The following is a 25,494-nucleotide window of genomic DNA, read 5'->3' on the forward strand; positions in this document are numbered from 1 at the left end:
CACTGATTTCCTCACGCGAGGGTGACGGCGAGGAGGGCGACGGCGGAGCCGCCGAAGACCGTTGTGTTGCGGACGTAGGTCTGCGCGCGGACCCAGCGGGGGAAGGCGCCCTCGGCGGCCTTGAGGAAGGGCGCGACCTCGACGCGGGCGAGCTCTGGGTCGTTCTTGCGGCGGAACGCGGCCTGGACGGATTTCACCGCGGTGAGGTTGCTGTAGACGATTCCGGCGTTCATGAGGAGGACCAGGGAGGAGAAGACCCAGGTCAGCGGCTGGGCCAGCCCAGCCCCCGCGAGGTTGAGGGCGGCCGTTGCGGTCATCACCGCGGCCACGGCCGCCGGAATGGCGGTCTCGTGGCCGCCGGCGTCGAACCGGAGCCTGTTCTCGTCCAGCACTTCCGGACGGACGTTCTGGCGCCGGAGCTCGGCCACGGCGGCGGCCTTCGCGGCGGGCCCGAAGCGGTGGCGGACCACCGGGATGCTGACGAACGCGACGGCGACGAGCAGCTGCATGACGGCGGCGAGGGTGTTCACGGGGGCTCTCCTTCGACTTGTACTAAGTTCAAGTGGTGGTGAGAGCCACGGTAGAACGAGACTTGAACTAAGTGCAAGACGTTTCTTGAACTAAGTGCAAGAAGGTTTGTACGGTGGGGGCATGCCACGCGACACCCTCACCCGCGACCAGATCGTCGGGACCGCCGTCGAGCTGCTGGACGCCGAAGGCCTCGAAGGCCTGAACATGCGCGCCCTGGGCAAGCGGCTCGACTCCGCAGCCACGGCCATGTACTGGCACGTCAAGAGCAAGGACAACCTCGTCCTGCTGGCCACGGACCAGGTGTGGAGCGGGCTCGCGCTGCCCGACGTGGACGCGGTCGGCTGGCGCGCCGCGGCCGCCGCCATGGCCGCCGACCTGTACCGGATGTTCACCCGGCACCCCTGGCTGGTGCAGGTCTTCGCCGCGCACATCGCCTACGGGGAGGGAAAGGCCCGCCACGACGACCACCACCTCGCCGTCTACGAGGCGGCGGGCTTCAGTCCTGAGCAGGCCGACCAGGCCGCCGCCGCCGTGTTCACCTACGCGCTGGGCAACGCGGCCGGATCCGCCGCGGCCGCCTCGCACGCCCGGCGGATCGCCAAGGACGGCGCGGGCGCCGAAGAACGGCTGCGCGACGCCATGGCCGAGGCCCGGGAGATCGCCATGGGCTACCCGCACCTGCGTGCCCGCCTCGAGACTCCGGCCGCCGACTACGCCGCCGCCCCGGAGAGCACTTTCGAGTTCGGGCTCCAAGCCCTCCTCGACGGCCTGGAGCGGCAACTCCCCAGGTAGCTCGCGCCTTTTCGGCGACGCCTCCGAGCGACTCGCCGTCAGTGGGTGAAGGCTTGGGTTATCGCGGTTTCCACCGGGGTGGACGACATGGCCGGGAGGCCGAGGCGGAGGGGCTTGGACGGGCTGAGCTTCGGCTGGGCCAGGAAGCGCGGGGCCGTCCCGTGGTGGGGCTGGCCGGCGTGGACCAGGAACGGATGGCACAGGTAGACGTCGCCCGCGCGGCCCGTGGCCTGGGCGGTCGGGAGATGGGCGGTGGCGGCGTCCGCGCGCCGGGCCAGTTCGCGGGCGTCCAGGCCGTCCTCGCCTTCGGGTTCGAGGACGCGGGCCACGTGCCGGTGGGAGCCGATGCGGAGGCGGGTGGGGGCGTCGTCGGGGCCGACGTCGGAGAGCAGAAAGAACATCAGCAGCGCGCGGTCCCGGGACGAGACGTTCGCGCGCCAGGTCAGGTAGTCGTCCGGGGACGAGCCGGGCCCGGGGAAGCTGACGTCGACGTGCCATCCGTCGACGACGGCCGGTTCGTCGGCGGGGAAGCGGATCACGAAGCCGCCGAGGCTGGTGCGGGGCGTCCAGCGGTCCTCGCCGACGAGGGCGTCGAACGCGGCGTGAAGGCGCGGGGTGTTGGCGGCCGCGACGAAGGGCGGCTCGGCGTGGTCGGGACGGGCGGCGATCGGGCCCGGCCAGGTGGACGGGTCGCCGGGGTCGGCCCCGAGGTCGCGCCAGATGATCTCGCGGCAGCCGTCCGCGAGCGCGCGGGGAAACGCTCCCTTGAGGTGGACGAAGCCGTCCTCGATGAAGGAATCGACGTGCATGTCCCCCACGATGACGGCCGTGGTGACGGTGTCGCCAACCATTTACGGGCGGGGCGGCGGAGGACGGGCCGACGGTCCGAAATACGGCGGCCGAGGGGGTGTGGTTCTTGTCACAGTGATCGACTGCTGTCCCAGTAGGGCCGGTGAAGACCGGCTTTGTTCCATGATTGCCGCTGTTGCCGGGTATGACGTTTCGTGTTCATCTATTTAGGGCGATGTCCGGTTGCGGCTCGCCACGGCCTGTTCACCCGCCACGAGTCCACCAGCCACCCGCCACCCCGTCAGCAGCCACCCCGTCAGCAGCCACCGGCCGACCACGACGCACACCACCTATGACGACGCACGCGGCGACAGCGGAGGTCCGATGCGGAAGGAGTTGCTGGAGAGTTTCGTCCTCGGGGACGTTCTCCGGTCACAGGCGCAGATCCACCGAAGGCAGACGTTTCTCAAGTTCCGGGACGGCGAGATCACCTACGGCGAGGTGGACGCGGCCGCCGACCGGATGGCCCGCGCGCTCGCCGGGGCCGGGATCGGTCGCGGCGACCATGTCGGGCTGATGCTGCCCAACTGCGCCGACTTCGTCCAGCTGATCTTCGCGCTGGCGCGGCTCGGCGCGGTGGCCGTGCCGATCAACATCGCGTACCGGGGGGAGCTGCTGCGGCATGTGCTGGACAGCTCCGACTCCGGCTGGCTGATCATCGACGGGCCGTACGCGGAGCGGATCACCGAGGTCGCGGACCGGCTGCCGAAGCTGGGCGGGGTGATCGTCCGCGACGCCGCCGCCAGTGGGGTGCTGCTCGAACGGCTGGGCAAGCCCGCGCGGGAGCTGGCGAGCCTGCCGGACGACCGCGACGGCGACGGCCGCGTCGACGTCCCGGTCGGGTTCGCGGACCTGCAGGCGATCATGTACACGTCCGGGACGACGGGACCGTCCAAGGGCGCGATGGTGCCCCATGCCCTGGCGCTGACCTGCGCCTACGACTCGCTCGACTTCCTCGACCGGTGGGGGAAGACGATCTACTGCCCGCTGCCGCTGTTCCACGCGGCGGCGCTGTGGGACGGGATGCTGTCCGCGTTGCTCGGCGGCGGGTCCATCGCGATCGTGGAGCGGTTCAGCGCGTCGAGGTTCTGGGACGACGTGCGCCGCTTCGACGCGCAGGTCTGCATGAGCGTGTTCTCGATGATCCCGATCCTGCTGAACCGTCCGCCGACGTCCAGGGACAGGGACCACCGGCTGGAGACGTTCTACATGGGCAAGTCGAACCTGGACGAGCCCATGCGGGAGCGGTTCGGCGTCCGGTCGGTCGAGACCTACACGAGCACGGAGGCGGGGATCGCGACGGGCAGCCCGTACGGGGAGTGGCGGGTCGGGTCGTGCGGGCAGGCCCACGACGAGCGCTTCCAGGTCGCGGTGGTCGACGAGCACGATCGCGAACTCCCGCCCGGGGAGCCGGGTGAGCTGGTGCTGCGGCCGAAGCAGCCGTTCGTCCTCACGACCGGCTACTACGGGAACTGGGAGGCGACGACGCATTGCTTCCGGAACATGTGGTTCCACACCGGAGATCGGGTATGGCGCGATGACGACGGGTACTTCTTCTTCCTCGATCGGATGAAGGACGCCATCCGCCGGCGCGGTGAGAACATCTCCGCCTTCGACCTGGAGACGGAGATCAACCAGCATCCGGCGGTACTGGAGTGCGCCGCGATCGGCGTGCCCTCGGAACTGGAGGACGAGGACATCAAGGTGTCGATCGTGGTGCAACCGGACACCGGCATGGACCCGGCCGAGCTGATCGCCTACTGCGAGGAGCGGCTGCCGCGGTCGATGGTGCCGCGCTACGTCGAGTTCGTGGAGGCGCTGCCGCGCACCCCGACCGACAAGGTCGCCAAGTACAAGCTCCGGGCGCAGGGCGAGCACGGCGTCACCGACACGACCTGGGACCGGGAGGCGGACGGACGGTGAACTGGGACGACACGCCGGAGCAGGCCGCGTTCCGCGAGGAGGTGCGGGCGTTCGTCCGGGAGCGGTTTCCTGAGTCGTACCGTCCGGCGGGGGACGAGGAGCAGAGCCTGGAGCCGGAGGACGTCGCGGGCTACAACTGGCCCGTCGACCGCGTCGCCGACGATCCGGGCCGGCGCGACGGCGCCCGCGCCTGGGCCGACGCGCTGGCGGAACGCGGCTGGATCGCCCCGCACTGGCCCGCGGAGTACGGCGGCGCCGGGCTGTCGGCGCTGGAGGAGTTCATCCTGCACGAGGAGATGATGCGGGCGCGGGTGCCGACCGTGAACGGCATCGGCGCGTTCCTCCTCGGCCCGACGCTCCTGGTGCACGGCACGGACGAGCAGAAGGCCATCCATCTCCCGCCGATCGCGAAGGGCGAGGCGACCTGGGCGCAGGGATTCTCCGAGCCGGGCTCAGGCTCCGATCTGGCTTCGCTGCGCACGCGGGCCGTCCGGGAGGGCGATGAATACGTCGTCGACGGCCAGAAGGTGTGGACGTCCCTCGGCCAGTACGCCGACTGGCTTTTCGTTCTCGTCCGCACCGATCCCGATGCCGAGCGTCCGCATCGGGGCATCACGTTCCTGCTGATCGAGGCGGACGCGCCCGGCGTGACGATCCGTCCCATCACCGACATCCGGGGCGCGGCGCCGTTCTGCGAGATCTTCTTCGAGGGCGTCCGGGTGCCGGTGGCGAACCGGGTCGGGGAGGAGAACCGCGGCTGGTACGTGGCGATGTCCGCGCTCGGCTTCGAGCGGGCCGGGATCGGCGCGACGATCAAGTACGAGCAGGCCCTCGCCGAACTGGTCACCTACCTGCGCTCCCCGGACGGACGCCGCTTCGCCCGCCGCAGCCCCGCCCTGCGCCAGGAGATCGCCCGCCGCCAGACGGAGATCCGCGTCCTCTACAACCTGGCCCGGTACACCGTGTCGCGGCAGGCGGCGGGCGACGAGCCCGACTTCGAGGCGTCCATCAACCAGCTTTTCGGTGCCGAACTGCATCAGCGCCTAGCCCGTACGGGCGCGCGCGCGTTCGGAAGGTCCGCCGCGCTATGGGAGCGCGAAGGCGCACCCATGAACGCCGCATTCACCCACATGTGCAGGGACTCGGTGGCGTCCACCTTCCTGGGCGGCACCACCGAGATCCAGCGGAACGTCATCGCCACCCGGGGCCTGAACCTGCCCCGCGGCTGACCACCAGGAGGAGCGAGCACGCATGCCCGACGACAACGCCTACGAGACCGTCGATCTGCGGATCGAAGAACGCGTCGCCTGGCTGACGCTGAACCGGCCGGACAAGCTCAACGCGCTGACGCCGACGACGATGACCGAGCTGCGCGACATCTTCACCCGCGTCGACGACGACGAGGACGTCTGCGTGGTCGTGCTGCGCGGCGCCGGCGAGCGCGCGTTCTGCGCTGGGATGGACCTCGCCTGGTCGGAGAAGCTGACCCCGCGCGAGCGGATCGAGCAGGGACGGCTCGGCGAGAAGACGTTCGCGATGATGGAGCGGACGTCCGTCCCCGTGATCGCGGCCGTGCACGGCTACGCGGTCGGCGGCGGGCTCGAACTGGCGCTGGCGGCGGACTTCATCGTCGCGTCCGACAACGCGAAGGTCGGCCTGGTCGAGATCACGCTGTCGGCGCGTCCGCCGTACCGGCCGAAGATGACCGAGGACGGCGACCCCGACCAGCCCGAGTTCGGCGGGTCCGCGCCCGGCTGGGGCGGCGTGAAGCGGCTGCCGGAGCGCATCGGCAAGGCCCGCGCCAAGGAGCTCCTGTTCACCGGCGCCCGCATCGACGCCGCCCGCGCCCTCCAGCTGGGCCTGGTCAACGACGTGTACCCGGCGGACGAGTTCGACAAGCGGGTCGGTGAGCTGGCCGAGCGGATCGCCGCGATGAACCGCTACAACCTTCGCCTCGTCAAGGAACTGGTCACCTACGGCTACGACTGGATCGAGCCGCACCCGAGCTAGGAGGACCCGTGCAGATCTACCGCATCGACCATGTCGCGCAGGTGACCGGCGACCTCGACGCGCAGGTCGCGCTGCTGGAGGGCCTGTTCGGGTTCCGGCGCGTCCGGAGCTGGGACAACCCGGCCGAGGGCGCGCGCGGCACCCGGCTTGAGATCCCCGGCAGCCGCGGCCAGGCGTGGGAGGTCGTCGCGCCCGCCGGCGACGGCTCCGCGCTCCAGACCTTCCTGGACGAGCACGGCGGACGCCCCGGCCTGCACCACGTGGGCGCGGAAGTGCCCGATCTTGAGGCCGTCCGCGCGGAACTCGAAGTCCGCGGGATCAAGCCGACCGACGGCGCCCGGGGACGCTGGCTGGAGGCGTCGCTGAGCCCGCCCGAGCACGGCCCCGGCGTCCTGTTCCGCCTCCGCGGCCCCGGCAGCCTGGACATGTGCGGCGACACGTCCGCGTCCGTCGCCGAGTCTTCGACATCGGACGCGCCGTCCCTGGGGATCGTCGCGCTCGACCACATCTGCCAGGCGTTCCCCGACCGCGACGCCCTCGCCCGCTGGTACCACGACCTGGCCGGATTCGTGCAGGTGTGGCGGACGCCCGACGACGAGCATCCCGACATGGCCGACCTCGTGCTGAACATCCCCGGCTCCGCGATCTGCTGGGAAGTCATCATGCCGCGCGGCGAGGACTCGTTCATCGAGCGGTTCTGGGACCGCAACGGCGCCGCCGCCCACCACGTCACGTTCGAGGTCGACGACTGGGACAAGGCGATGGCGGCCTGCGACCACCACGACACGCCGACGTTCGGTGAGAACGAGGGAAGCACGGACGGCGCGGCGTGGAAGGACACGTTCATCCATCCGAAGCACACCGGCGGCGTTCTCGTCCAGCTGTTCTGGGAGGAACGGCCCGGCGTGTGGGTCCGCTCCGACAAGGTTCCGCCGCCATGGACCTGAGCCTCACCGAGGACCAGGAGCTGATCGCCTCCACCGCCCGCGAGGTCCTGGAATCCCGCGCCGCGACCGCCGGGGCGCGGGCGCTCGACGGCGACCCGGCCGGATACTCCGCCGCGCTGTGGAAGGAGATGATCGAACTCGGCTGGACGGGCCTCGCCTTTCCCGAGGAGCACGGCGGCGTCGGCGGCGACTTCCTCGACGTGTGCCTGCTGTTCGAGCAACTGGGCTACGCGCAGGTGCCGAGCCCGCTCCTGACGTCGGTGGCGTCCTGCGGCATGCCGATCGCCCGCCACGGGACGCCCGACCAGCAGGAACGGTGGCTGACGGCCGTCTCGGAAGGCCAGATCGCGACCGCCGCACCCCTCCCCTGGGACCGTCCGGGGGAGGGGCCGGTGGCCTCGCCCGACGGCACGGATTTCCTGCTGAACGGCACCGCCACGTTCGTCCCGTATGCCGCGTCCGCCGAGAGCCTGCTCGTCGCGGCCCGCGTCGGCGACGAGGTCCGCGCCTTCTGGCTGGACGCCTCGTCCGCGGGCCTCACCCTCCAGCCGCTGGAGACAGTCGGCATGGACCGTCCGTGCCACATCGACCTGTCGGACGTCCGCGTCCCCGCCGACAACGTCCTCACCCCAGACGCCGCCAACGCGATCTCCCTGTTCGGCGCAGCCGCCACCTGCGCCGAAATGGTCGGTGCGGCACAACGCGTCCTGGACATGACGGTCGGGTATGCGACGGAACGGGAGCAGTTCGGCCGTCCCATCGGGTCGTTCCAGGCCGTCCAGCACCATTGCGCCGACATGGCCATCGACGTCCTAGGCTCCCGCTTCATCGCCTACGAGGCCATCTGGCGCCTATCGGCGAACCGTGACGCCACGCAAGAAGTGTCGATGGCCAAGGCATGGGTGAGCGAGGCGTACGAACGCGTCTGCGCCCTCGGCCACCAGGTGCACGGCGCGATCGGCTTCACGCAGGAGCACGACCTGCACTGGTTCTCCCAACACGCCATGTCCGCGTCCCTGGCCTTCGGCGACGGTGACGCCCACTACAACACCCTCGCCCCCGACCTCGACCTTCCCTGACCCAACTGAATATGTCGTCACCTCTGACGGCCATCCAGATGGGCCGTGCCGGATCAGCGATAGAATTAGCTGATCCTGGCACGGTACTGCAGGAACCGTTCATGGCGTTCATGGTCGTCCTGGCCGAGAAATGCCTTGAACTGGCCGAGCCTGTAGGCGGTCGTGTTGGCGCCGTTGCGGATCTCGATCTCGAAGTCTCGACTGAGCAGGCTGATCCGATGTTCCAGTTCCGGTGCGTCCAGGTGAAGCTTGGACGCGCGGGTGAGCTGAGCCGCAGTCATGAAGTCGCCGTGATCCCGAAGGGCCCGATAGATCGGGTCCTGCTCAGGAACCTCCCGCTCGCGAGGCTTGCCCACATGCCGTAGCGCTCTGGAGATAGCCTGTCCGACTGCGCGCGCTACGGGTGGCGGGAAGGCGTTGCCGATCTGGCGGTACACGGAGGTCTTACGGCCGGTGAACTGCCAGCCCCATTCATCTCGCCAGCCTTGGAGCCGCGCGACCATATCGCATGTCAGCTTCGGGCCGATCTCGAAGGTGTCACCGGCGGCAGGCCCGTGGTCGGCGACGCCGAGGGCGTCTACGCCCATCTCCGCCCAGGCGCGTTTGGCGCGGGTGGGGCCCAGGTCAGCGCCGCCATGCTTCTTGGAGCCGCCGACGATTGTCGGGGCGATCTTCTTAGCCCTCTCAGCCCAGTCCTCTGCGCCTTCCCAGCCATTGGCGGCCATGAGGTCGATGAGCGTTTCACCGACGGTGGGGGCTTCGCCAACGGGCTCGGGCCAATGGAAGTAGGGTGCGCACTCCTCCTGGAGTGCTACCAGGACGAATCGGGGTCGCAGCTGAGGGACGCCGAAGTCAGAGGCGTGGAGAAGGCGCCATTCGCCGACGTACCCGAACTCCTGCAGCCGGTCGAGCACGTGTTGCCGATAACCAGTGAAGCGCGGCATGCTCAGCCCGCGGACGTTCTCCAGCAGGAGCGCCCGAGGCCGCATGAACTGGACCTGCTCAACCGCCCAGGCGAACAAATCGCGTTCATCGCTGGCACCGAGCTGCTTTCCGGCGATGCTGAACGGAGGGCATGGGACGCCGCCGGCGAGCAGGTCGATGCCTTCGTGATCGGAAGGCTTCCAGACCTCGGGATCGGCGACATCGCCGCACTGGACGATCGTGCTGGGCAGAAGCCCTCGGCGAGCTTCCAGGTTCTCTGAGAGGGTGTTAGCGGCGTTCTGATCGAGTTCGATAGCTAGCCGGTGATGGAACCCGGCCAGCTCTAGGCCGAGGACCTGGCCTCCCGCCCCCGCGCAGAGCTCGATGGCTTCAAGAGCTGGCACTTGGGCCTCCTGATGGCGTTCGCGGGCCCGGCAGGGAAGGAGTCATGGCAGTATCTTCGCTCATGGCACTCCCTGAACAGCGAACTGAGTGAGGGGCGGCGTCAGCGTGTCCAGCGACAGCGGGGATGACCGGCGAGAGGAAGCCCGGGCCGCGGGGACCTATCCACGCCCGTCGAGCGAGGGCCGCTCCCGGAATATGCGGGCCAACCGCCGGTCGGATACCAAGCCTGAGATAGCGCTCCGGCGAGCACTGCATGCACGTGGCTACCGGTACCGCAAGGATCTGCGCCTCGATCTCCCTGAGGGTGCTCGCGTCCGGCCCGACATCGTTTTCACTGCCCGTAAGGTCGCCGTGTTCGTTGACGGCTGCTTCTGGCATGTCTGTCCCGAGCATGGCCGCGAGCCCACCAGCAACGAGTGGTACTGGACCCCGAAGCTCCGGCGGAACGTTGAGCGAGACCGTGCCGCGGACGCCGCCCTGAAAGCCGCAGGCTGGCGTGTCGTACGCCTGTGGGAACATGAGCCCCTTCCTGCTGCTATCGATGCCGTCGTGGAGGCCGTTGGGACGGCCTTCACAGAACGAGAGTTCGAAGCTACACGAGAGGTCAGACGGAAAGCAGGTGGCGAGGAGGCAGGCACCTCCTAATACCACAGGTAGTCAGGGCTCTACGCCGGAGTCGGCTAGGCAGTGTTCCGTTGTTTCTTGATCTCGGGGAGCACGGGAGCCAACTCGACCGGGTCTTCAGGACCAGCGACGACCCAGTCGGCGTCCTCGAGGGTGATGTACGGAGCATCGCCATGGCGGAGCCGACGACGAGTGAGCCGGATGCTGACGTACTCACCGTCGCCAGGCTCTGGCAAGGAGAGGGCCCGCGCCGCCTTGCGGTGATTCTCGTAGTCTCCGAAGATCACGATGCCCTTTGGCCTGAGCTGCCCGCGAGCGCCCTCCTTGCCGCCCCGGATTCGCCGGGTCGGGTCATCCTTGGGCCTGCCACCAGCGGTCGCGACAGTCCAGATCACGTTCCGGGTGAGCCGGATGCCCGTGGCGCGGCTCAGCAATTCGTTCACTCGCTGCTGTCCAGACCGCTTGGCGAAGATCGCATCCAAGTCGCGTTGCGGAATGCGCAGAAGGGCGTTCTCCTTGAGCGGCGCGTCCTTGAACAGCCACCGAATCCGCGGACGGTGTTCCGCCTTAAGCGTGATCTTCCTATCGCGGTTGGCGCCTGTGTTCAGCCACTCCTCACGTGCGCGGAGCAGGCCGGCGGACCAGATCCCAGCCTGATCGCTTGCCCAGACCACCAAGAGCAGCCTGTCTACGGCCTCCGGTGGGATCATCCATTTGCCGAAGTCTTGGGAGTACTTGCAGTCGACGTCATGACCGGCTATTGAGTAGTCGAGGCGATCGCCGCCAGCGAACTTGAACTCGCGCTGCAAATTGATCTCGACGACGGTGCCGCAGTGAGTCTTCTCCGTTTTGTACAGCTGATGCCAGGCGTATCGCCCTGTGTGCGGCCCATCGAGCAGCATGTCCAGGGATCGCCGGAGCGTGGCGGCGATTCGGTTTCCGTCAGGATCAAGCCCCAGGAGATTAATCCGGACGAGCTCTAGCTCCCTGTCCTCCGGATTTTCCGGGCCGAAAAGTGGCGGCTGTTCAACTGGGATGGGCATGCTTGGAGGCTAGCAGGCTGCCCCCGGACTCTGTGCAGGAAGTGTCATTGGCGAAGGCATGGGTGAGCGAGGCGTACGAGCGGGTTTGCGTGCTCGGCCACCAGGTGCACGGCGCGATCGGCTTCACCGCCGAACACGACCCTGCACTGGTTTTCCCAGCACGCTATGTCCGCGTCCCTGGCCTTCGGTAACGGCGACGCCCACTACGAAAACCTCGCTCCCGACCTCGAAATACCCTGAGGTCATTCGCCGTGGCTTGACTCGTCCCAAGTGATAGAGATGTCGTCGGGGGTGCCGGGGGATATCGGGCTGGTGCCCAGGGCGATCTCGTTTGCGAACCGGTGCCGCAGGCATGACTCGAACAGCGTGAGCGCCTCGCGAACTTCGGGGTCACCGATCCGTGGGCGAAGCTTTCGCGCGCGCTCCCAGTGCAACGGGGTGGTGTGCAGCAACGGTGTTTCAAGGAGTTCGCGCGCGACGGGCAGATGCGGGCTGTGCACCTCAAGATCACTTCTTGGAAAGAAATTGTTCGGTGTCGAGACGGCGATGGTGTCCGCGTACGGGGACACGGCGTGGAGCCGCCGTTCGCCTGGCGGTTTCGGCGCGGATGGGTCTGGGGTGAGGAAAAGGTGGTGGTCATCATCGCCGAGGGCCCGGGCGAATCGTTCGTCCAGGGGAGTTCCGCGCAGCGCTTCGATCCCCCGCCAGCCCTTGGCCGCTTCGGGCTTCGGCCGGATCGTCGAGGACGTTGAAAAGCGCCAGACCGCCCAGTCTCCGTCATCGTCCAGGACTGCCAGCGAATCCGGATCGAGAAAGCTCATCCACCGGATTCCCGGAGCCTTTTTGGCGTAGCCCGATGGGGCGGCGGGGGAGACGGGTTTTTCGTGAAGTATGGTCCCCTGTTCGTCCAGTACGAGTATCCGGTACTCACCGCTGATCGCGATCAGCCCGTGGTTTGGCGATGTCGTGATGCGGCTCGGTTCCGGATGCCCGCCGGGGGACGACAGGATGGCGTCCTTGATGGACATCCGGACGGCTTCACCGAGTCGGGGGACGGCCACGTGCCGTTGGTGGGTGGAACCCCGGTCGATGAAGACCAGCCCCGCCGAGGTGACGGCGACGAGACCCGTGCTCGTCCGCGCCGGGTCCGACATGAGCTCCAGACCTTCCAGTGGCATCCGCTGTTCCACGGGATGGACTCGGATGATCGCACGTCTCTTGATCGTGACGCCTTTTCGTTTCGTCTCTCTTAGGACGATCTCGTCACCCAGATGCAGAATCGAGTTGTACTTGCGCACGCGCGGCAGCACGCGCGTGTTGTCCTGGTATTCGCGATGGCACAGGGTGACTTCGCCGGTCGCGATTCGGATATTCTCCACGTGTTTCTTGCCGGTCGAGTTAGCTCGACCGACGACCAGATGGACGGCGAGTTCGGACCCGTCGGGAGAGAATGACGCCTGGACCCATCCTTCATGGCGATGGGAGATCATTTTCTCTCGGGGGAGCCTGTCGATCGTCGCGCGTAGCAGTTCGGGGGAACTCTCGGTGAGATCGCTGGGCAGGTCGGTGCGCTGGTCGGCGGGTAGCAGGCGGGCGGCCTGGGCCGCTTCGGCCAGGGGGAGATCGAGTGCGAGGCGGCGCAGTTCGTCCCAGCGGTCGTGCTCGGCCAGGTGGCGGCCGAGGTAGTCGAGTTCGGTACCGGAGATTTGGGCGATGCGGTCGCGCCGCTCGCCGGTGATGAGCACCCGGACCATGTCGGCGTCTCCTTCGGACGCCGTCGCGGCGCGGAGGCGTTCGCGCACGTCCGTGGCCGCCGCGCGGTAGGCCAGGGCCAGCAGCGACCCGTCCGGGTCCATGGCCTGGCGCTGGGCGTCCTGGCCGATGAGGGTGAGGTAGGCGGCGCGGTCGGCGGGCTCCTGCGGAGCGACGGCCAGCAGGTCGAGCACGTCCGCCTCGGGCAGGTCGGCGGAGCGGATCGCGTTCTGCGCGGCGGCGTCGCCCGCGGCGCACATCCGCACCAGCCGCTGCCATGCCCGCTGCGCGCGCCGTCCCCGCGGCGGACTTCCAGCCCGCCGCAGGAGGCGGGCCGGGGAAGAACGCAGCATTCGGGCTACACCTCCATCGGTATCCGGTGCCCCGGCAGAAGTGACCGATCTCGGTGACGCACAGGTGTCATTGGACGCCGGGGGGTTTGTGGCCGAAGGACCAGCCGGCCTTGAACTTATCCTGAATGGCCGGGAATTGGTGCAGGAGCGTCTCCGCGGAATTCGAAAGGGGGCTGGTGGCTGCCCAGCCGATGGAGAAGGCGAAGCCGGCGAAGGTGAGGATCATCAGGACGACGCCCGCGCCGAACGCGCTGGTCGAGGTCAGGACGAGCCCGACGAGGAACAGCGCGACGTTCGAGCCGAGGCCGTAGGCCCAGAGTTTGGCGCGGCGGCTCCGGTGGGCGGACGTGCAGGCCGCGCAGCGCGGGACCGTGATCGTCAGTTTCCGCCACGTGATCCGCCGGGTGTAGAACTCGGTGATCTCCTCGTTGACCTCGCCGTACATCTTCACCTTGAAGCCGGCGCCGTCGCGGGGCGGGTGCTCCTTGCAGAACCAGCAGGTGGCGTACACCTTGTTGTCGCGGACGGTCTCCAGGTTGTCCGCGATGCGCGACTTCACGTTGGCCGAGCTGGCGGTGGCCTCGGCGCGTTCGAGGACGCCCTCCGCCGGGAGCCAGTCGTCGGTCTCGTTGATGTACAGGACGACGCAGCGCATCGCGGAGTCGGCGACCTCGTCCCGTAGACCCTCCAGGACGGAGTGGTCGCCGGGCAGGACCATGCCGAGCCCGGCCAGGACGGGTTCGGCGCGTTCGAGGAGGCGGATCGCCTCGCCGTAGCCGTCCTCGGGGGTGGCGTCGGCGCGTTCGAGGGCCGACTGGCTCTGCGATCTGAGGCGGGACGCGTCGGGGGCGACGGCGTCGCGGAGTGCCGTGTCGACCAGGGCGGCGTCGAAGCCGGAGCCGCGCATGAGGGTGATGTGGGCGGACTCCCTTCCGGCCTGGGACTCCTGGACGGCGAGGCGCGCGCTGATCGACAGGAGGGCCGCGGGGAGGCGTTCGCGCAGCTCCGCGGCGGAACGGGGGCCGATGCGGGGGTCGTCGGCGGTGCGGGCGCGGGCGGCGACGAGGTCCCAGAACGCGTCGGTGTCGAGGACGGTCCGCCAGTGGCGCAGTGCCTTTTCCCATTGGCCGGGGTCGTCGTCGTCCAGGGCGCGGGCGTGGGCCAGGACGGCCAGGTTGTGCGCGGCGACGGCGGCGGGGCGTCCTGGGCCGGGGGTGGTCCAGAGGCGCTCGGCGTCTTCGACGCGGCCTTCGCGGAGGGCGGCGAGGGCCTCGTCGCCGTCGTGGGACGGCCAGAACCAGAACAGCTCGTCCTCCAGGCGGCGGACCGGGTCGCGGAGCCGCTGGATCGCCCGCTGCGCGTCGTCGGGATCGGGGGGCGGGTCGAGCGGCAGGAGCGGTGAGCCGGTGCCGGGGGACGCGCCGAGCTTGGCCTTGACTTGGAGTTCCTCCGAGCGGCGGCGGATGTCGCGGGCGGTGGCGTCCACCGCGAGGCCGGTGACGCGGAAGGGGTTCTCCCGGTACAGGTCCGGGCCGATCCGGTCGAGGTAGGACGTCTTCGTGGTGGTCATCGTCCACTCGCCGCGGAGACGCGCACGCTGACCGTGCGGTTGCGGGGGTCGCCGGACGCCGCCTCGCCCGGATACGGGGGCAGGAGGCCGGCGAGCGTCGACACGGAGAAGCGGGCGGTGGGGATCCGCGCGGACGACCGCAGCACCTCCCGGACGACCGTGGCGCGCAGCATGCCCAGTTCGGCGTTGCTCGCGTACCCGCCGCCCGGGTGGACGGCCCTGCGGTCGGTGTGGCCGATCACGGTGACGGCGATCCGGTCGGCGTGGGGGCGCAGCTGTTCGCCGAGGTTCGTCAGGACGGCCCGGCCGCGCGATGTCAGGGTCGCGTCGCGGCGGAAGAGGCCGCGCTCGAAGGTGACCTCGATCTCGCCGCCGCGCCGGTTGACGTGCACGCCCGTCCCTTCGAGCTCCAATTCCGCCGTCGGGTCGGTGGAGGGGCTGGCGGACGGGACGCCGGGTGTCGGTGCTGATGGGGCGGCCTTGGGCGGTTCTGTTTCGTCGGTGGAATCTCGGTCCAACCAGACGTCCACCAGCATGACGAACGCGAGCAGGACCACGGCCGCGGCGCCCAGGCGGAGCGCGGAGCGCGCGATGAGGAAACGCCGAGGGGACGCCGCCGCCGCCCGTATGGCGGCGATGCGGCGGCGTCCCTCCGCGGCGCCGGGGTCGCCAGGGGAGAGGGCGGCGACCTCGGCCCAGCAGCGGTCGGCCTCGTCCAGCCGGCCCTGCTGCGCGTACACGCGGGCCTTCAGGTCGAGCGCGGCGGGGCCGTGCTCGCCGTCCAGCAGTTCCTCCGCCTCGGCGTAGTGCCCGGCGCGGGCCAGCGCGCGGGCCTGGGCGATCGTCACCTCCCGGACCGCTTGCGCCGGGGCCGGGCTCGCGGCCGGCGGCGGTGCCGGGGCGTTCACCGGCCGATCCTCACCGTGCTGAACGGGTCGGGCGGGGCCGGCGCCGACGGCAGCAGGTCGACGAGCGCCGAGTTGACGTCCCGCAGCGTGCTCGCGTCGCCCGCCTGCGCGGCGCGCCGGCCGGTGGAGATCAGCGCGGCGGCCTCCCGCTGGTCGCGCATCTCCGGCTGCAGGTCGCACAGCTCCCGGAAGGCGATGAACGGCAGGTCGCCGGACGCGTCCAGCACCCGGGTCGCGAGCCGCCGCAGCTCGGTGACGCGCTGCCGCAGCAGGTCGGCGTCGTGCGCGGCGATGGCGTCCTGCACCGCCGACTCCGCCGCCCGCAGCTCAGGCACGTGGCTCGCCTTCCCGCGCTCCTCGACGATCTCGCGGACCAGCGGGAGCAGCTCGCGCGCCTCGTTGACCAGCCCGGGCCATTCGAGCTCGTCCTCGACCTCGTCGGCGGCGGCGCGCAGGTCGAGCAGCCGTTTGCCGCCCGCGACGGCGGCGTCCGGGTCGACCTCGGCGGCGTTCACCTCGGCGTCCAGGTTCGCGACGATGCCCTCGGCGTCGATCCGGGCCAGCACCTCGTTGGCGCGGGAGTCGTCGAGCTCGCCCGCCTGCCGCCGCGCGGACTCCAGCCTGCGCTTCTCGGCGCGGGCGTCCCTGGCGAGCTCCGCCGGGTCGGGGACGGTCTCGGTCTGCAGGTTGAGGACGCAGTCGAACTCCTCGTCCAGCATCGGGACGTAGCCGCGCGCCACCACCATCCGGGACTCGTCGATCACGATGGTGAGGTCGACCTCGCTGCCCTCCGGGACGTCCCGCCTGACCTGCTCGGGGTTGATCTCCAGGCGGCCGATCCTGCGGTTGCGGTCGGCGCGGTGGTGCTCGCCCTCCAGCACCGGGATCCGGATCATGCCCTCGCCGCGGCCGCGGCTGACCGCCACCGTCGTGCGCAGCATCGCCCCGCGCCGGGCCGGAAGCGGGGTGCCGCGCTTGAAAAGCCACTCCACCTCGTTGCCCTCCAGCCCGACCCCGATCGAATGCGTGAGGGGCGGCTGGGTGTCGACGGCCCCGACGGTGTACGTCAGCGTGTTCGGGGTGATGGGACGGCCCGCCCCCGTCGCGTCGGTCAGCTCGATCTGGAACGTGTTGGCGCGGCCCTTCTCCGCCCACAGCGTGGTGGTGAACGTCCCGTCGGCGGTCAGCGGGATGCGTCCGCTGCGCCAGACCGGCTGGGTGTCCGGGTTGACGAACTCGATCGAGCATCCGGCCGGGTCGGCGCCGGTCACGCGGCCGCCGACGAACGGCTCGATGTCCGGCCCGAGCGGACGGTACTCCAGCTCGACCCCGTATTCGCCGCTGGGCGGCGGCGGGCCCGCGAAGGACGGGTCGAGCCGCTGCCCGCCCGCGAAGACCGCCGCGCCGCGGGCGACGGTGGTGATCGGGTCCTGGGTGTGGTCCAGCGGGATGCCGAGGCCCTCGCGCGGGTCGGCGAGCCGTTCCCGCAGGTACGGCGACAGGGTCGGGCCGCCGACGAGCAGCGCCCGCTCGACGTCGCCGGGCCCGAGGCCGCTCTCCTCCAGCGCCTTGCGGCACAGGTTCACCGACCTGACGACGAACGGTTCCGTGAGCCGCTCCACGTCCGCCCTGGTCAGCTCGTACTCGAACTCGACCGACCGGCCTGAGTCGTCCTCCAGGTCGATGAGCAGCTCGGCCGACTCCGCCCTGGACGCCCTGATCTTGGCGGCCTCGGCGGCGACCTTCAGCTTGTTGATGTTCTTGCGCCACCGGGGGTTGCCGCGGCGCAGGTCGGTGAACGCGTGCTCGCCGGCCGCCGCGGGGATCAGCAGCTCCTCGACGATCGCCCAGTCCAGCAGCTTGCCGCCGAGGAAGTTGTCGCCCCGGTGGTTCACGACGGTGAACTCGCCGTCCCGCATCTGGATCACGGCGGCGTCGAACGTGCCGCCGCCGAAGTCGTAGACCAGCCAGAACGCGTTGTCGGCGTCCCCCTGGAAGCCGTGCGCGAGAGCGGCGGCGGTCGGCTCCTGGAGCAGCGGCGCATGCGCGATGCCCGCCATCTCGGCGGCGCGGCGGGTCGCGTCGCAGGCGCTGAGCTCGAACGCCGCCGGGACGGTGATCACCGCCGCGCTGATCTCCTCGCCGGTGCGCTGCCCGACGTCGCGGCGCAGCGACCGCAGGACCTCCGCGGACAGTTCCTCGGGCTCCATCGTCCGCTCGGCGGCGGCGAAGAACTTGGGCTGGCCGGACGTCCCCATCCGCAGCTTGAACTCCACGCACGTGTTCTCGGGGTCGTGCTCGCTGCGGTCCTTGGCGGCCCGGCCGACGGTGAGCCGGCCGCGGCGGTCGACCAGCACCGCGGAGGGCGTGGTGTCGGCGCCGTCGTTGTTCTTGATGATCTCGGTCTCGACCCCGTCGAGCCGCGCGATCGCGCTGTTGGTGGTGCCGAGGTCGATGCCGAAGTCGATCGTGGTCCTGTTCATCGCTTGCGTGCTTCCTCCGTCGCTCCGGTCGCCTGCGCCCCGGGCCTCGCCTCGGGCCTCGTCCCGGGATCCGTCTCGGGGGTGCCGACGATCACCTCGGCCATCTGGATGGACCGTCCCGCCAGGTACACGCCAGGACGGACGGCCTCCGTGATCTGCTCGCGGGACAGCCCTGGCGTGGGCTCGTACGCCACCACGGACATCGCCAGCCCCGGATCGAACGGCTCGCCCACGTGGTCCTTGATCGTGATTCCGGTGCCGGCGAGGACGTCCCACGCCGTCTCCAGGTGCCGGACGACCGGGCGCGGCGCGTCGTTCATCCGCTCGATCCGGGTGCGCAGCCGCCACAGGCTCGTCGCCAGGTCCGCGAGCGAGCGGTCCGAGAGCTCGGGAACCTCCCCGCGCGGCAGGACGTCGTCCGGCAGGACGCCGTCCATGCCGCCGTCGTCGTGGGCGGCGATCGCGCTCGCCAGTTCGGCGAGCGCGTCCGCGGGCCACGCGGACGCCCCGATCCTGAATTCCGGTGGGTGGCGCCATTGCCGGAGCGCGCCCCCGGCCCGTGCGAACACGCGCCCCATGTCGTGCCCCCTCCGATTCCGCCGTGCCGCTGTTCCGCCGTCACGGTGGCAGGGACGGCACGGGACCCCTCCCGGGAATGGCGCGCCACCGCGTAACTTCGCCGTATGAATGTGGGCATAGCCGTCATCGCGACGCTGCTGCTGACGTGGGTCCCGGCGCTGGTGTGGTGGCGGCGGCAGGGCGGCCGGGGCGGCGACCTCGGCGGACCCGCGCGGCGCGCGACGTTCGAGACGCTGCACACCGCGTCGCGGGCCGCGCCCGCGTTCCGGGCCGGGCTGACCGAGCAGGGCGCGCAGAAGGCCGCGCGGCACCTGCGGGCGCTGCTCGGCTGCGCCGCGCTGGCGATCACGGACGGGAAGCGCCTGCTCGCCTGGGACGGCGAGCACGACCACCACGCGGACGAGGGCCCGGGCCACACCGAGGCCACGCTCGCGAGCGGACGCACCCAGGTCCACGACGTGGTCTGCGACCGGCTCGACTGCCCGATCCGGCGGGTCGTGGTGGTGCCGCTCGCCACCGACGACCGCGTCGTCGGGACGCTCGCCGCGTACGGCGACGAGGTCCCCGCCGGGCTGATCCGCGCCGCCGAAGAGGTCGCCCAATGGGTGGACGCCCAACTCGAACTCGCCGAACTCGACGACTCCCGGACGCTGCTGGTGGAGGCCGAGATGCGGGCGCTGCGGGCGCAGATCTCGCCGCACTTCATCTACAACTCGCTGACCACGATCGCGTCGTTCGTCCGGTCGGACCCGGAGCGGGCGCGGGAGCTGCTGCTGGAGTTCGCCGGGTTCACCCGCTACTCGTTCCGGCGGCACGGCGATTTCACGACGCTCGCCGAGGAATTGCGGTCCATTGACCGGTACCTGCTGCTGCAACGCGCCCGGTTCGGGGAGCAGTTGCGGGTCACGCTGCGGATCGCGCCCGAGGTGCTGCCGGTCGCGGTGCCGTTCCTGTGCCTGCAGCCGCTCGTGGAGAACGCCGTCCGGCACGGGCTGCAGGACAGGTCGGAGCCCGGCCTCATCACGATCGTCGCCGAGGACGCCGGATCCGACTGCGTGATCAGCGTGGACGACGACGGCATCGGCATGGAGCCCGACGACGTCCGGCGGCTGCTGTCCGGCGAGGGGCGCACGGTCGACGGCGACGGAGAGGCGGCCGGAATCGGCCTCGCGAACGTCGACGCGCGGCTCCGCCAGGTGTACGGCGACGAGTACGGTCTCGCCGTCGAAACCGGGCCGGGCGCCGGGACGAAGGTGACCGTGCGCGTCCCGAAATACCGTCCCGGCGTCACCGCGTCATGACGAATCGGGCAGGTGAGGGGCGTCCTGCCCCTTGACTCGTGAGCCTGCTTTTACTGGAATGTGGCGGGCGGCACACGAAGGGCGGGGTTTGCGGTGGTCCTGCGTGTCCTTGCGGTCGATGACGAGGCGCCCGCGCTGGACGACCTCGTCCACCTCCTGCGCGCCGATTCGCGGATCGGCGAGATCCACACGGCGCGGGACGGCGCCGCGGCGCTCCGCAAGCTCGACCGGGCGCTCGCGGAGGGGCGGCCCATCGCCGCCGTGTTCCTCGACATCCGGATGCCGGGCCTGGACGGCACGGTCCTCGGCCGCGTGCTGGCGCAGTTCGCACGCGCGCCGCAGATCGTCTACGTCACCGCGTACGAGGGGCACGCGGTCGACGCGTTCGAGATCAAGGCGACGGACTACATCCTCAAGCCGGTGCGTCCCGAGCGGCTGAGCGAGGCGATCAGGCGCGTCACCGAGGCGGCCGAGGAGTGGATGGAGGACGACGGCGAGCCCGCGCTCGCCCCGTCGTCGGAGCCCGAGCCGATGCCCGTCGAGCTCGGCGGCGTCACCCGGTTCGTGACGCCCGCCGAGGTGCTGTACGTCGAGGCGCAGGGCGACTACGCGCGGCTGCACACGTCCGGCGGGAGCCATCTGGTGCGCATCCCGCTGGCGGCGCTGAGCGAGCGGTGGAGCGGTGCGGGATTCGTGCGGGTGCACCGCAGCCATTTGGTCGCGCTGTCGGCGATCTCGGAGCTGCGGCTGGACTCGGGGCGCTGCACCGTCCTGGTCGGCGGCGCGGAGCTGCCGGTGAGCCGCCGCCATGTGCGGGAGTTGCGCGACCTGCTGGTCCGCAGGGCGAGGCGGTCGAACTGAGCCCCGGCGAGCGTCCGGTCGCCGCCGGCGAACGCCCGGCGGAGGCCGCGCCGAGCCGCCCTCCCGCCGAGGCCGCCCTCACCGAAGAAAGCCGGACTCCCGCGGAGGCCGCGCTTTCCGGAGAAAGCCGGTCTCCCGCCGAGGCATCGGTTCCCAAGAAGGGGCGGGTGCTGGTGACCGGGCCGCGGACGCGGACCGTCCGCCGTCCCCGCTACCCCGTCACGCGGGAGATCGACGAGCAGACCGGGCTGGGCGAGGCGTACATGCGGTCGCTGGTCCGCACGCAGCTCCGGCTGGCGATACGGCTGTGCCTGGTCCTCGCCGTGGTCGTGGCGGGGCTGCCGCTGCTGTTCGCGACGGTCCCCGCGGTCCGCGAGCAGGAGGTGCTGGGCGTCCCGCTGCCGTGGGTGCTGCTCGGCGGGCTGATCTACCCGTGGTTCGTCGGCTGCGGCTGGTGGTACGTCCGGCAGGCCGAACGCAACGAGGCCGACTTCGCCGAGCTCGTCGACCGCGCCTCGGCCCCCGAGAACGACGACAGGTCTGGTGTGGGGCGACGACCCCCCGCACCCCCCGGAAAAGACCGGGCATGAACGCCGCGTACGGGCTCGCGGGCGTCCTGCTGGTCGTCGTCGCCACCGTCCTCATCGGGGTGCTCGGCGTTCGCATCTCGCGGACGACGTCGGACTTCTACGTCGCGTCCCGGACGGTGACACCGCTGCGGAACGCGTCCGCGATCGGCGGCGAGTACCTGTCGGCCGCGTCGTTCCTCGGCATCGCCGGCCTGATCCTCGCCTACGGCGCCGACATGCTGTGGCTCCCCGTCGGCTGGACGGGCGGCTACCTGGTGCTGCTCGTCCTGGTGTCGGCGCCGCTGCGGCGCTCCGGCGCGTACACGCTGCCGGACTTCGCTGAGGCGCGGCTGGAGTCCATGGCGGTGCGGCGCGTCGCGTCCGTCCTCGTGGTGCTGATCAGCTGGCTGTACCTGCTGCCGCAGTTCCAGAGCGCCGGGCTGGTCCTGCGGACGGTCACCGGCGCCCCGGTCTGGACGGGCGGCGTCCTCGTCGCCGTCGTCGTCGCCGTGAACGTGCTGGTCGGCGGCATGCGCAGCGTCACGCTCGTGCAGGCGTTCCAGTACTGGATGAAGCTGACCGCGCTCACCGTCCCGCTGATCTTCCTGCTGCTGGCGTGGCGGTACGACGGCGCGCCCGGCCTGTCGTCGGACGAGCCGCCGCGGTTCGGCGACCGCACCACCGTCGCCGTCGGGACGGCCGTCACCGTCGACGTCACCGCGCCCGTCCACGTCGTCGTCGACGGCCGCGTCGACGGACGCGACCACCGCGACGCCCCGCTGACCCTGAACCCCGGGCGGCACCATTTCGACGAGGACACGTCCGTCACCTTCCCCGCGGGCGCCGGCGTCCCGCACGTCACCGGCAGTCCCGTCACCACCGACCACGACTGGGCCCTGCCGCTGGACGGCCGCGAGCACTCCCTCTACGCCACGTACTCGCTGATCCTCGCCACGTTCCTCGGGACGATGGGCCTGCCGCACGTGCTCGTCCGCTTCTACACCAACCCCGACGGGCGGGCCGCGCGCCGAACGACCGTGATGGTGCTGTCGCTGCTCGGCGCGTTCTACCTGTTCCCGGCCCTGTACGGCGTCCTCGGACGCCTCTACACGCCGGAACTGCTGATGACCGGACGGGCGGACGCCGTCGTCCTCACCCTCCCCGGACGGCTCATCGGCGGCGTCGGCGGCGACCTGCTCGGCGCGCTCGTGACGGGCGGCGCGGTCGCGGCGTTCCTGTCCACGTCGTCGGGGATCACCGTGTCCGTCGCCGGGGTGCTGGCGCAGGACATCCTGCGCGGCGGCGTCCGCTCGTTCCGGGTGGCGACGCTGCTCGCGCTCGTCGTCCCGCTGGGGCTGGCGATCGCGGCCCGGCACCTCGCCGTCGCCGACGTCGTCGGGCTCGCGTTCGCGGTCGCCGCGTCCACGTTCTGCCCGCTGCTCGTCCTCGGGGTGTGGTGGCGGCGGCTGACCGTCCCTGGCGCGCTCGCGGGCCTCGTCACCGGCGGCCTGCTCGCGGGCACCGCCGTCATCGTGACGATCGCGGCGGGCCCGCCGGCCGGGTTCGCCGGCGCGATGCTCTCCGAACCCGCCGCCTGGACGGTTCCCATCGCGTTCACCGTCATGATCGTCGTGTCGTGGTGCACGCCGGGACGCGTCCCGGCCGGCGTCGCGCGGATGATGGTGCGCCTGCACACGCCCGAGACACTGGACGTCGACCGCGGCACGTGGCGGCCGAAACGGGTGTGACCGTTCATCGCGCCAAACGGACCGTTCACCGACACGGGACGCAGACCAGCGACGATGAGTGGCAGCTGACCGCACCTTCCCGCCGGTCCCCTTCGCCCGCACCGACACTCTCCTTAGCGTGGCGCGTGACCGGCGTCACTACAGAGGAGGGGCGGTCGTGTCCGTCGATAAGAGTGCCTCAGGGACCGTCTATGAACGGTTCCAGGGCAGCACGGAGTTCCAAGAGCTCCGACGTAGATTCCGCCGATTCGTGTTTCCGATGACCGCGGCGTTCCTCAGCTGGTACCTGCTCTATGTCGTCCTCTCGGGGTGGGCGCGCGGCTTCATGGGCACCGAGGTGCTCGGTGCCGTCAACGTCGCGCTCGTGTTCGGCCTCCTCCAGTTCCTGTCGACGTTCCTCATCGCGTGGTGGTACTCGCGGTACGCGGAACGCCGCTTCGATCCGGCCGCCGACAAGATCCGCGCCGCCATCGAGGCGGACGAGGCCGGCGACGCCGGGAAGGTGGGGGACGCCCGATGAGCAGTGAAACCCTGTCGATCATCCTGTTCCTCACGTTCGTCGCCGCGACGCTGATGATCACGGTCTGGGCGAGCCGGAACACCAAGGACGCCTCCGACTTCTACGCCGGCGGACGCAACTTCTCCGGCGTCCAGAACGGCCTCGCGATCGGCGGCGACTACATGTCCGCCGCGTCCTTCCTCGGCATCGCCGGGCTGATCGCCCTGTACGGCTACGACGGGTTCCTGTACTCGATCGGGTTCCTCGTCGCGTGGCTCGTGGCGCTGCTGCTGATCGCGGAGCTGCTGCGGAACTCGGGCCGGTTCACGATGGCGGACGTGCTGGCGTTCCGGATGAGCCCGCGGCCCGTCCGCACCGCCGCCGGCGTCTCCACCATCGTCGTGTCGATCTTCTACCTGCTGGCGCAGATGGTCGGCGCGGGCGCGCTCGTCTCGCTGCTGTTCGGCTTCACCAGCGACTTCGCGAAGGGCGCCACGATCGCGCTGGTCGGCGTCCTGATGATCGTGTACGTCGTGTTCGGCGGCATGAAGGGCACCACCTGGGTGCAGATCGTCAAGGCCGTCCTGCTGATGACCGGCGCGACCCTCATCACGGTCCTCGTGCTGAGCGAGTTCGGCTTCAACCTGTCGTCGCTGCTGAACGACGCGGCCGACCAGAGCGGCAAGGGCAAGGACTTCCTGGAGCCCGGCCTCCGCTACGGCACCGAGGCGCAGGGCCTGGAGGGCAAGCTCGACCTGATCAGCCTCGGGCTGGCGCTCGTCCTCGGCACCGCCGGGCTGCCGCACATCCTGATCCGCTTCTACACGGTCCCGACGTCGCGCGACGCCCGCAAGTCGGTGCTGTGGGGCATCGGCATCATCGGCGCCTTCTACCTGCTGACCCTCGTCCTCGGTTTCGGCGCCGCCGCCCTCGTCGGCAGCAAGGACATCGCGAAGGAGAATCCGGCGGGCAATACCGCCGCACCGCAGCTCGCCGAGAAGATCGGCGACATAGTGTTCGGCGACGCGGGCGGCACCATCCTGCTGGCGATCATCGCGGCGGTGGCGTTCGCGACGATCCTCGCGGTCGTGTCCGGGCTCACGCTGGCGTCGTCGTCGTCCTTCTCGCACGACCTGTACGCCCACGTGTTCCGCAAGGGCAAGGCCACCGAGCGGGAGGAGGTCCGCGTCGCCCGGATCTCCGCGTTCGTCATCGGGGCCGTCGCGATCGTCCTCGGGATCTACGCGCAGCGGCTGAACGTCGCGTTCCTCGTCGCGCTGGCGTTCGCGGTCGCCGCGTCCGGGAACCTGCCCGCACTCCTCTACAGCCTGTTCTGGAAGCGGTTCAACACGGCGGGCGCCGTCGCCGCCATCTACGGCGGCCTCGGTTCCGCGATCTTCTTCGTGACCTTCTCCCCGGTCGTGTCCGGCTCCGAGAAGGCCCTGTTCACCGATGTCGACTTCCACTGGTTCCCGCTGGAGAACCCGGGGATCGTTTCCATCCCGATCGGCTTCGTGTGCGGCTGGCTCGGGACGGTCCTCACCAAGGAGTACAACGCCGAGAAGTACGCGGAGATCGAGGTCCGCTCCTTGACCGGCGCGGGCGCCGAGGCGGCGACCAAGCACTGACCCGCTGGTTCGCCTCACAGTGGAACACCTGCCGCGCGGGCGACCGTCGCCCGGCCCCGCGCGGCCCCGCGGCCCCGTCCCCGTACCTCCCGGGACGGGGCCGCTCCCGCACCCGC

Annotated in this window: 23 protein-coding genes; 14 read left to right on the forward strand and 9 right to left on the reverse strand. The window is 70.5% G+C overall.

Going from position 1 to position 25,494, the window contains the following annotated elements:
• Positions 1–11: 11 nt before the first annotated feature.
• Positions 12–530 carry a hypothetical protein gene (locus ACH34T_RS33835; protein ID WP_396025030.1) on the reverse strand — a complete coding sequence of 173 codons (519 nt, stop codon included), beginning with the start codon at positions 528–530 and terminating at the stop codon, positions 12–14.
• Positions 531–651: 121 nt separating this feature from the next.
• Between ACH34T_RS33835 and ACH34T_RS33840 the strand changes: the two genes are divergently transcribed.
• Positions 652–1,323, forward strand: a complete 672-nt coding sequence (locus ACH34T_RS33840) for a TetR/AcrR family transcriptional regulator (RefSeq protein ID WP_396025031.1) — start codon at positions 652–654, stop codon at positions 1,321–1,323.
• 38 nt (positions 1,324–1,361) lie between these two features.
• On the opposite strand, the gene ACH34T_RS33845 is transcribed toward ACH34T_RS33840, so the two are convergent.
• Entirely contained in the window at positions 1,362–2,132 is a 771-nt protein-coding gene (locus tag ACH34T_RS33845) for a phytanoyl-CoA dioxygenase family protein (RefSeq protein WP_396025032.1), read from the reverse strand.
• A 364-nt stretch (positions 2,133–2,496) separates the two neighbouring features.
• On the opposite strand from ACH34T_RS33845, the gene ACH34T_RS33850 reads away from it, so the two are divergent.
• The 5 genes from ACH34T_RS33850 to ACH34T_RS33870 are packed head-to-tail and all read left to right on the forward strand — an operon-like array spanning position 2,497 to position 8,131.
• Positions 2,497–4,095 carry an AMP-binding protein gene (locus ACH34T_RS33850; RefSeq protein WP_396025033.1) on the forward strand — a complete coding sequence of 533 codons (1,599 nt, stop codon included), beginning with the start codon at positions 2,497–2,499 and terminating at the stop codon, positions 4,093–4,095.
• Entirely contained in the window at positions 4,092–5,324 is a 1,233-nt protein-coding gene (locus tag ACH34T_RS33855) for an acyl-CoA dehydrogenase family protein (RefSeq protein WP_396025034.1), read from the forward strand. Before ACH34T_RS33850 ends, ACH34T_RS33855 begins: the two co-directional genes overlap by 4 nt.
• A gap of 22 nt (positions 5,325–5,346) precedes the next feature.
• Positions 5,347–6,105, forward strand: coding sequence for an enoyl-CoA hydratase/isomerase family protein (locus ACH34T_RS33860; RefSeq protein ID WP_396025035.1), 759 nt, complete (start codon positions 5,347–5,349; stop codon positions 6,103–6,105).
• 8 nt (positions 6,106–6,113) lie between these two features.
• The gene (locus ACH34T_RS33865; protein ID WP_396025036.1) at positions 6,114–7,052 is read left to right on the forward strand and encodes a VOC family protein; all 939 of its coding nucleotides are present in this window, start codon (positions 6,114–6,116) and stop codon (positions 7,050–7,052) included.
• Positions 7,043–8,131: an acyl-CoA dehydrogenase family protein gene (locus ACH34T_RS33870; RefSeq protein WP_396025037.1), complete on the forward strand. Its 1,089-nt coding sequence runs from the start codon at positions 7,043–7,045 to the stop codon at positions 8,129–8,131. The genes ACH34T_RS33865 and ACH34T_RS33870 overlap by 10 nt, the downstream gene beginning before the upstream one ends.
• A 65-nt stretch (positions 8,132–8,196) precedes the next feature.
• On the opposite strand, the gene ACH34T_RS33875 is transcribed toward ACH34T_RS33870, so the two are convergent.
• Positions 8,197–9,459: a DNA cytosine methyltransferase gene (locus tag ACH34T_RS33875; protein ID WP_396025038.1), complete on the reverse strand. Its 1,263-nt coding sequence runs from the start codon at positions 9,457–9,459 to the stop codon at positions 8,197–8,199.
• A gap of 106 nt (positions 9,460–9,565) precedes the next feature.
• Between ACH34T_RS33875 and ACH34T_RS33880 the strand changes: the two genes are divergently transcribed.
• The gene (locus tag ACH34T_RS33880; RefSeq protein ID WP_396025039.1) at positions 9,566–10,105 is read left to right on the forward strand and encodes a very short patch repair endonuclease; all 540 of its coding nucleotides are present in this window, start codon (positions 9,566–9,568) and stop codon (positions 10,103–10,105) included.
• Between the two features lie 35 nt (positions 10,106–10,140).
• On the opposite strand, the gene ACH34T_RS33885 is transcribed toward ACH34T_RS33880, so the two are convergent.
• Positions 10,141–11,127: a NaeI family type II restriction endonuclease gene (locus tag ACH34T_RS33885; protein WP_396025040.1), complete on the reverse strand. Its 987-nt coding sequence runs from the start codon at positions 11,125–11,127 to the stop codon at positions 10,141–10,143.
• 32 nt (positions 11,128–11,159) lie between these two features.
• On the opposite strand from ACH34T_RS33885, the gene ACH34T_RS33890 reads away from it, so the two are divergent.
• Positions 11,160–11,318, forward strand: a complete 159-nt coding sequence (locus tag ACH34T_RS33890; RefSeq protein ID WP_396025041.1) for an acyl-CoA dehydrogenase family protein — start codon at positions 11,160–11,162, stop codon at positions 11,316–11,318.
• 51 nt (positions 11,319–11,369) lie between these two features.
• Here ACH34T_RS33890 and ACH34T_RS33895 read toward each other — a convergent pair whose 3' ends face one another.
• The 5 genes from ACH34T_RS33895 to ACH34T_RS33915 form a co-directional block, all read right to left on the reverse strand.
• Positions 11,370–13,139 carry a hypothetical protein gene (locus ACH34T_RS33895; protein WP_396025042.1) on the reverse strand — a complete coding sequence of 590 codons (1,770 nt, stop codon included), beginning with the start codon at positions 13,137–13,139 and terminating at the stop codon, positions 11,370–11,372.
• 160 nt (positions 13,140–13,299) lie between these two features.
• Positions 13,300–14,802 carry a hypothetical protein gene (locus ACH34T_RS33900; RefSeq protein WP_396025043.1) on the reverse strand — a complete coding sequence of 501 codons (1,503 nt, stop codon included), beginning with the start codon at positions 14,800–14,802 and terminating at the stop codon, positions 13,300–13,302.
• Complete coding sequence (locus ACH34T_RS33905) at positions 14,799–15,710, reverse strand: OmpA family protein (protein WP_396025044.1); 912 nt, start codon at positions 15,708–15,710, stop codon at positions 14,799–14,801. The genes ACH34T_RS33900 and ACH34T_RS33905 overlap by 4 nt, the downstream gene beginning before the upstream one ends.
• Complete coding sequence (locus ACH34T_RS33910; protein WP_396025045.1) at positions 15,707–18,193, reverse strand: Hsp70 family protein; 2,487 nt, start codon at positions 18,191–18,193, stop codon at positions 15,707–15,709. Before ACH34T_RS33910 ends, ACH34T_RS33905 begins: the two co-directional genes overlap by 4 nt.
• Positions 18,190–18,771: a hypothetical protein gene (locus ACH34T_RS33915; RefSeq protein ID WP_396025046.1), complete on the reverse strand. Its 582-nt coding sequence runs from the start codon at positions 18,769–18,771 to the stop codon at positions 18,190–18,192. Before ACH34T_RS33915 ends, ACH34T_RS33910 begins: the two co-directional genes overlap by 4 nt.
• A gap of 105 nt (positions 18,772–18,876) precedes the next feature.
• Here ACH34T_RS33915 and ACH34T_RS33920 point away from each other — a divergent pair, with 105 nt between their 5' ends.
• The 6 genes from ACH34T_RS33920 (at position 18,877) to ACH34T_RS33945 (ending at position 25,378) form a co-directional block, all read left to right on the forward strand.
• Positions 18,877–20,073 carry a sensor histidine kinase gene (locus tag ACH34T_RS33920; RefSeq protein WP_396025047.1) on the forward strand — a complete coding sequence of 399 codons (1,197 nt, stop codon included), beginning with the start codon at positions 18,877–18,879 and terminating at the stop codon, positions 20,071–20,073.
• Between the two features lie 93 nt (positions 20,074–20,166).
• The gene (locus tag ACH34T_RS33925; protein ID WP_396025048.1) at positions 20,167–20,934 is read left to right on the forward strand and encodes a LytR/AlgR family response regulator transcription factor; all 768 of its coding nucleotides are present in this window, start codon (positions 20,167–20,169) and stop codon (positions 20,932–20,934) included.
• A 167-nt stretch (positions 20,935–21,101) separates the two neighbouring features.
• Positions 21,102–21,524 carry a hypothetical protein gene (locus tag ACH34T_RS33930; protein WP_396025049.1) on the forward strand — a complete coding sequence of 141 codons (423 nt, stop codon included), beginning with the start codon at positions 21,102–21,104 and terminating at the stop codon, positions 21,522–21,524.
• On the forward strand, positions 21,521–23,251 hold the full coding sequence (locus tag ACH34T_RS33935) for a cation acetate symporter (RefSeq protein ID WP_396025050.1): 1,731 nt from the start codon (positions 21,521–21,523) through the stop codon (positions 23,249–23,251). The genes ACH34T_RS33930 and ACH34T_RS33935 overlap by 4 nt, the downstream gene beginning before the upstream one ends.
• Before the next feature lie 157 nt (positions 23,252–23,408).
• A complete protein-coding gene (locus ACH34T_RS33940; protein WP_396025051.1) occupies positions 23,409–23,771 on the forward strand; it encodes a DUF485 domain-containing protein in 363 nt (120 codons plus the stop codon).
• The gene (locus tag ACH34T_RS33945) at positions 23,768–25,378 is read left to right on the forward strand and encodes a cation acetate symporter (protein ID WP_396025052.1); all 1,611 of its coding nucleotides are present in this window, start codon (positions 23,768–23,770) and stop codon (positions 25,376–25,378) included. Before ACH34T_RS33940 ends, ACH34T_RS33945 begins: the two co-directional genes overlap by 4 nt.
• The last annotated feature ends 116 nt before the right edge of the window (positions 25,379–25,494 follow it).

Source organism: Actinomadura sp. 9N215 (genome assembly GCF_044326345.1).
Classification (GTDB): domain Bacteria; phylum Actinomycetota; class Actinomycetes; order Streptosporangiales; family Streptosporangiaceae; genus Spirillospora.

Excerpts from the sequence above, each read along its gene's own strand:
- ACH34T_RS33915 (WP_396025046.1), bottom strand. The coding sequence starts at position 18,771 with ATGGGGCGCGTGTTCGCACGGGCCGGGGGCGCGCTCCGGCAATGGCGC.
- ACH34T_RS33910 (WP_396025045.1), bottom strand. The coding sequence starts at position 18,193 with ATGAACAGGACCACGATCGACTTCGGCATCGACCTCGGCACCACCAAC.
- ACH34T_RS33895 (WP_396025042.1), bottom strand. The coding sequence starts at position 13,139 with ATGTGCGCCGCGGGCGACGCCGCCGCGCAGAACGCGATCCGCTCCGCC.
- ACH34T_RS33920 (WP_396025047.1), top strand. The coding sequence starts at position 18,877 with ATGAATGTGGGCATAGCCGTCATCGCGACGCTGCTGCTGACGTGGGTC.
- ACH34T_RS33900 (WP_396025043.1), bottom strand. The coding sequence starts at position 14,802 with ATGACCACCACGAAGACGTCCTACCTCGACCGGATCGGCCCGGACCTG.
- ACH34T_RS33845 (WP_396025032.1), bottom strand. The coding sequence starts at position 2,132 with ATGCACGTCGATTCCTTCATCGAGGACGGCTTCGTCCACCTCAAGGGA.
- ACH34T_RS33850 (WP_396025033.1), top strand. The coding sequence starts at position 2,497 with ATGCGGAAGGAGTTGCTGGAGAGTTTCGTCCTCGGGGACGTTCTCCGG.
- ACH34T_RS33885 (WP_396025040.1), bottom strand. The coding sequence starts at position 11,127 with ATGCCCATCCCAGTTGAACAGCCGCCACTTTTCGGCCCGGAAAATCCG.
- ACH34T_RS33860 (WP_396025035.1), top strand. The coding sequence starts at position 5,347 with ATGCCCGACGACAACGCCTACGAGACCGTCGATCTGCGGATCGAAGAA.
- ACH34T_RS33840 (WP_396025031.1), top strand. The coding sequence starts at position 652 with ATGCCACGCGACACCCTCACCCGCGACCAGATCGTCGGGACCGCCGTC.
- ACH34T_RS33945 (WP_396025052.1), top strand. The coding sequence starts at position 23,768 with ATGAGCAGTGAAACCCTGTCGATCATCCTGTTCCTCACGTTCGTCGCC.
- ACH34T_RS33870 (WP_396025037.1), top strand. The coding sequence starts at position 7,043 with ATGGACCTGAGCCTCACCGAGGACCAGGAGCTGATCGCCTCCACCGCC.
- ACH34T_RS33935 (WP_396025050.1), top strand. The coding sequence starts at position 21,521 with ATGAACGCCGCGTACGGGCTCGCGGGCGTCCTGCTGGTCGTCGTCGCC.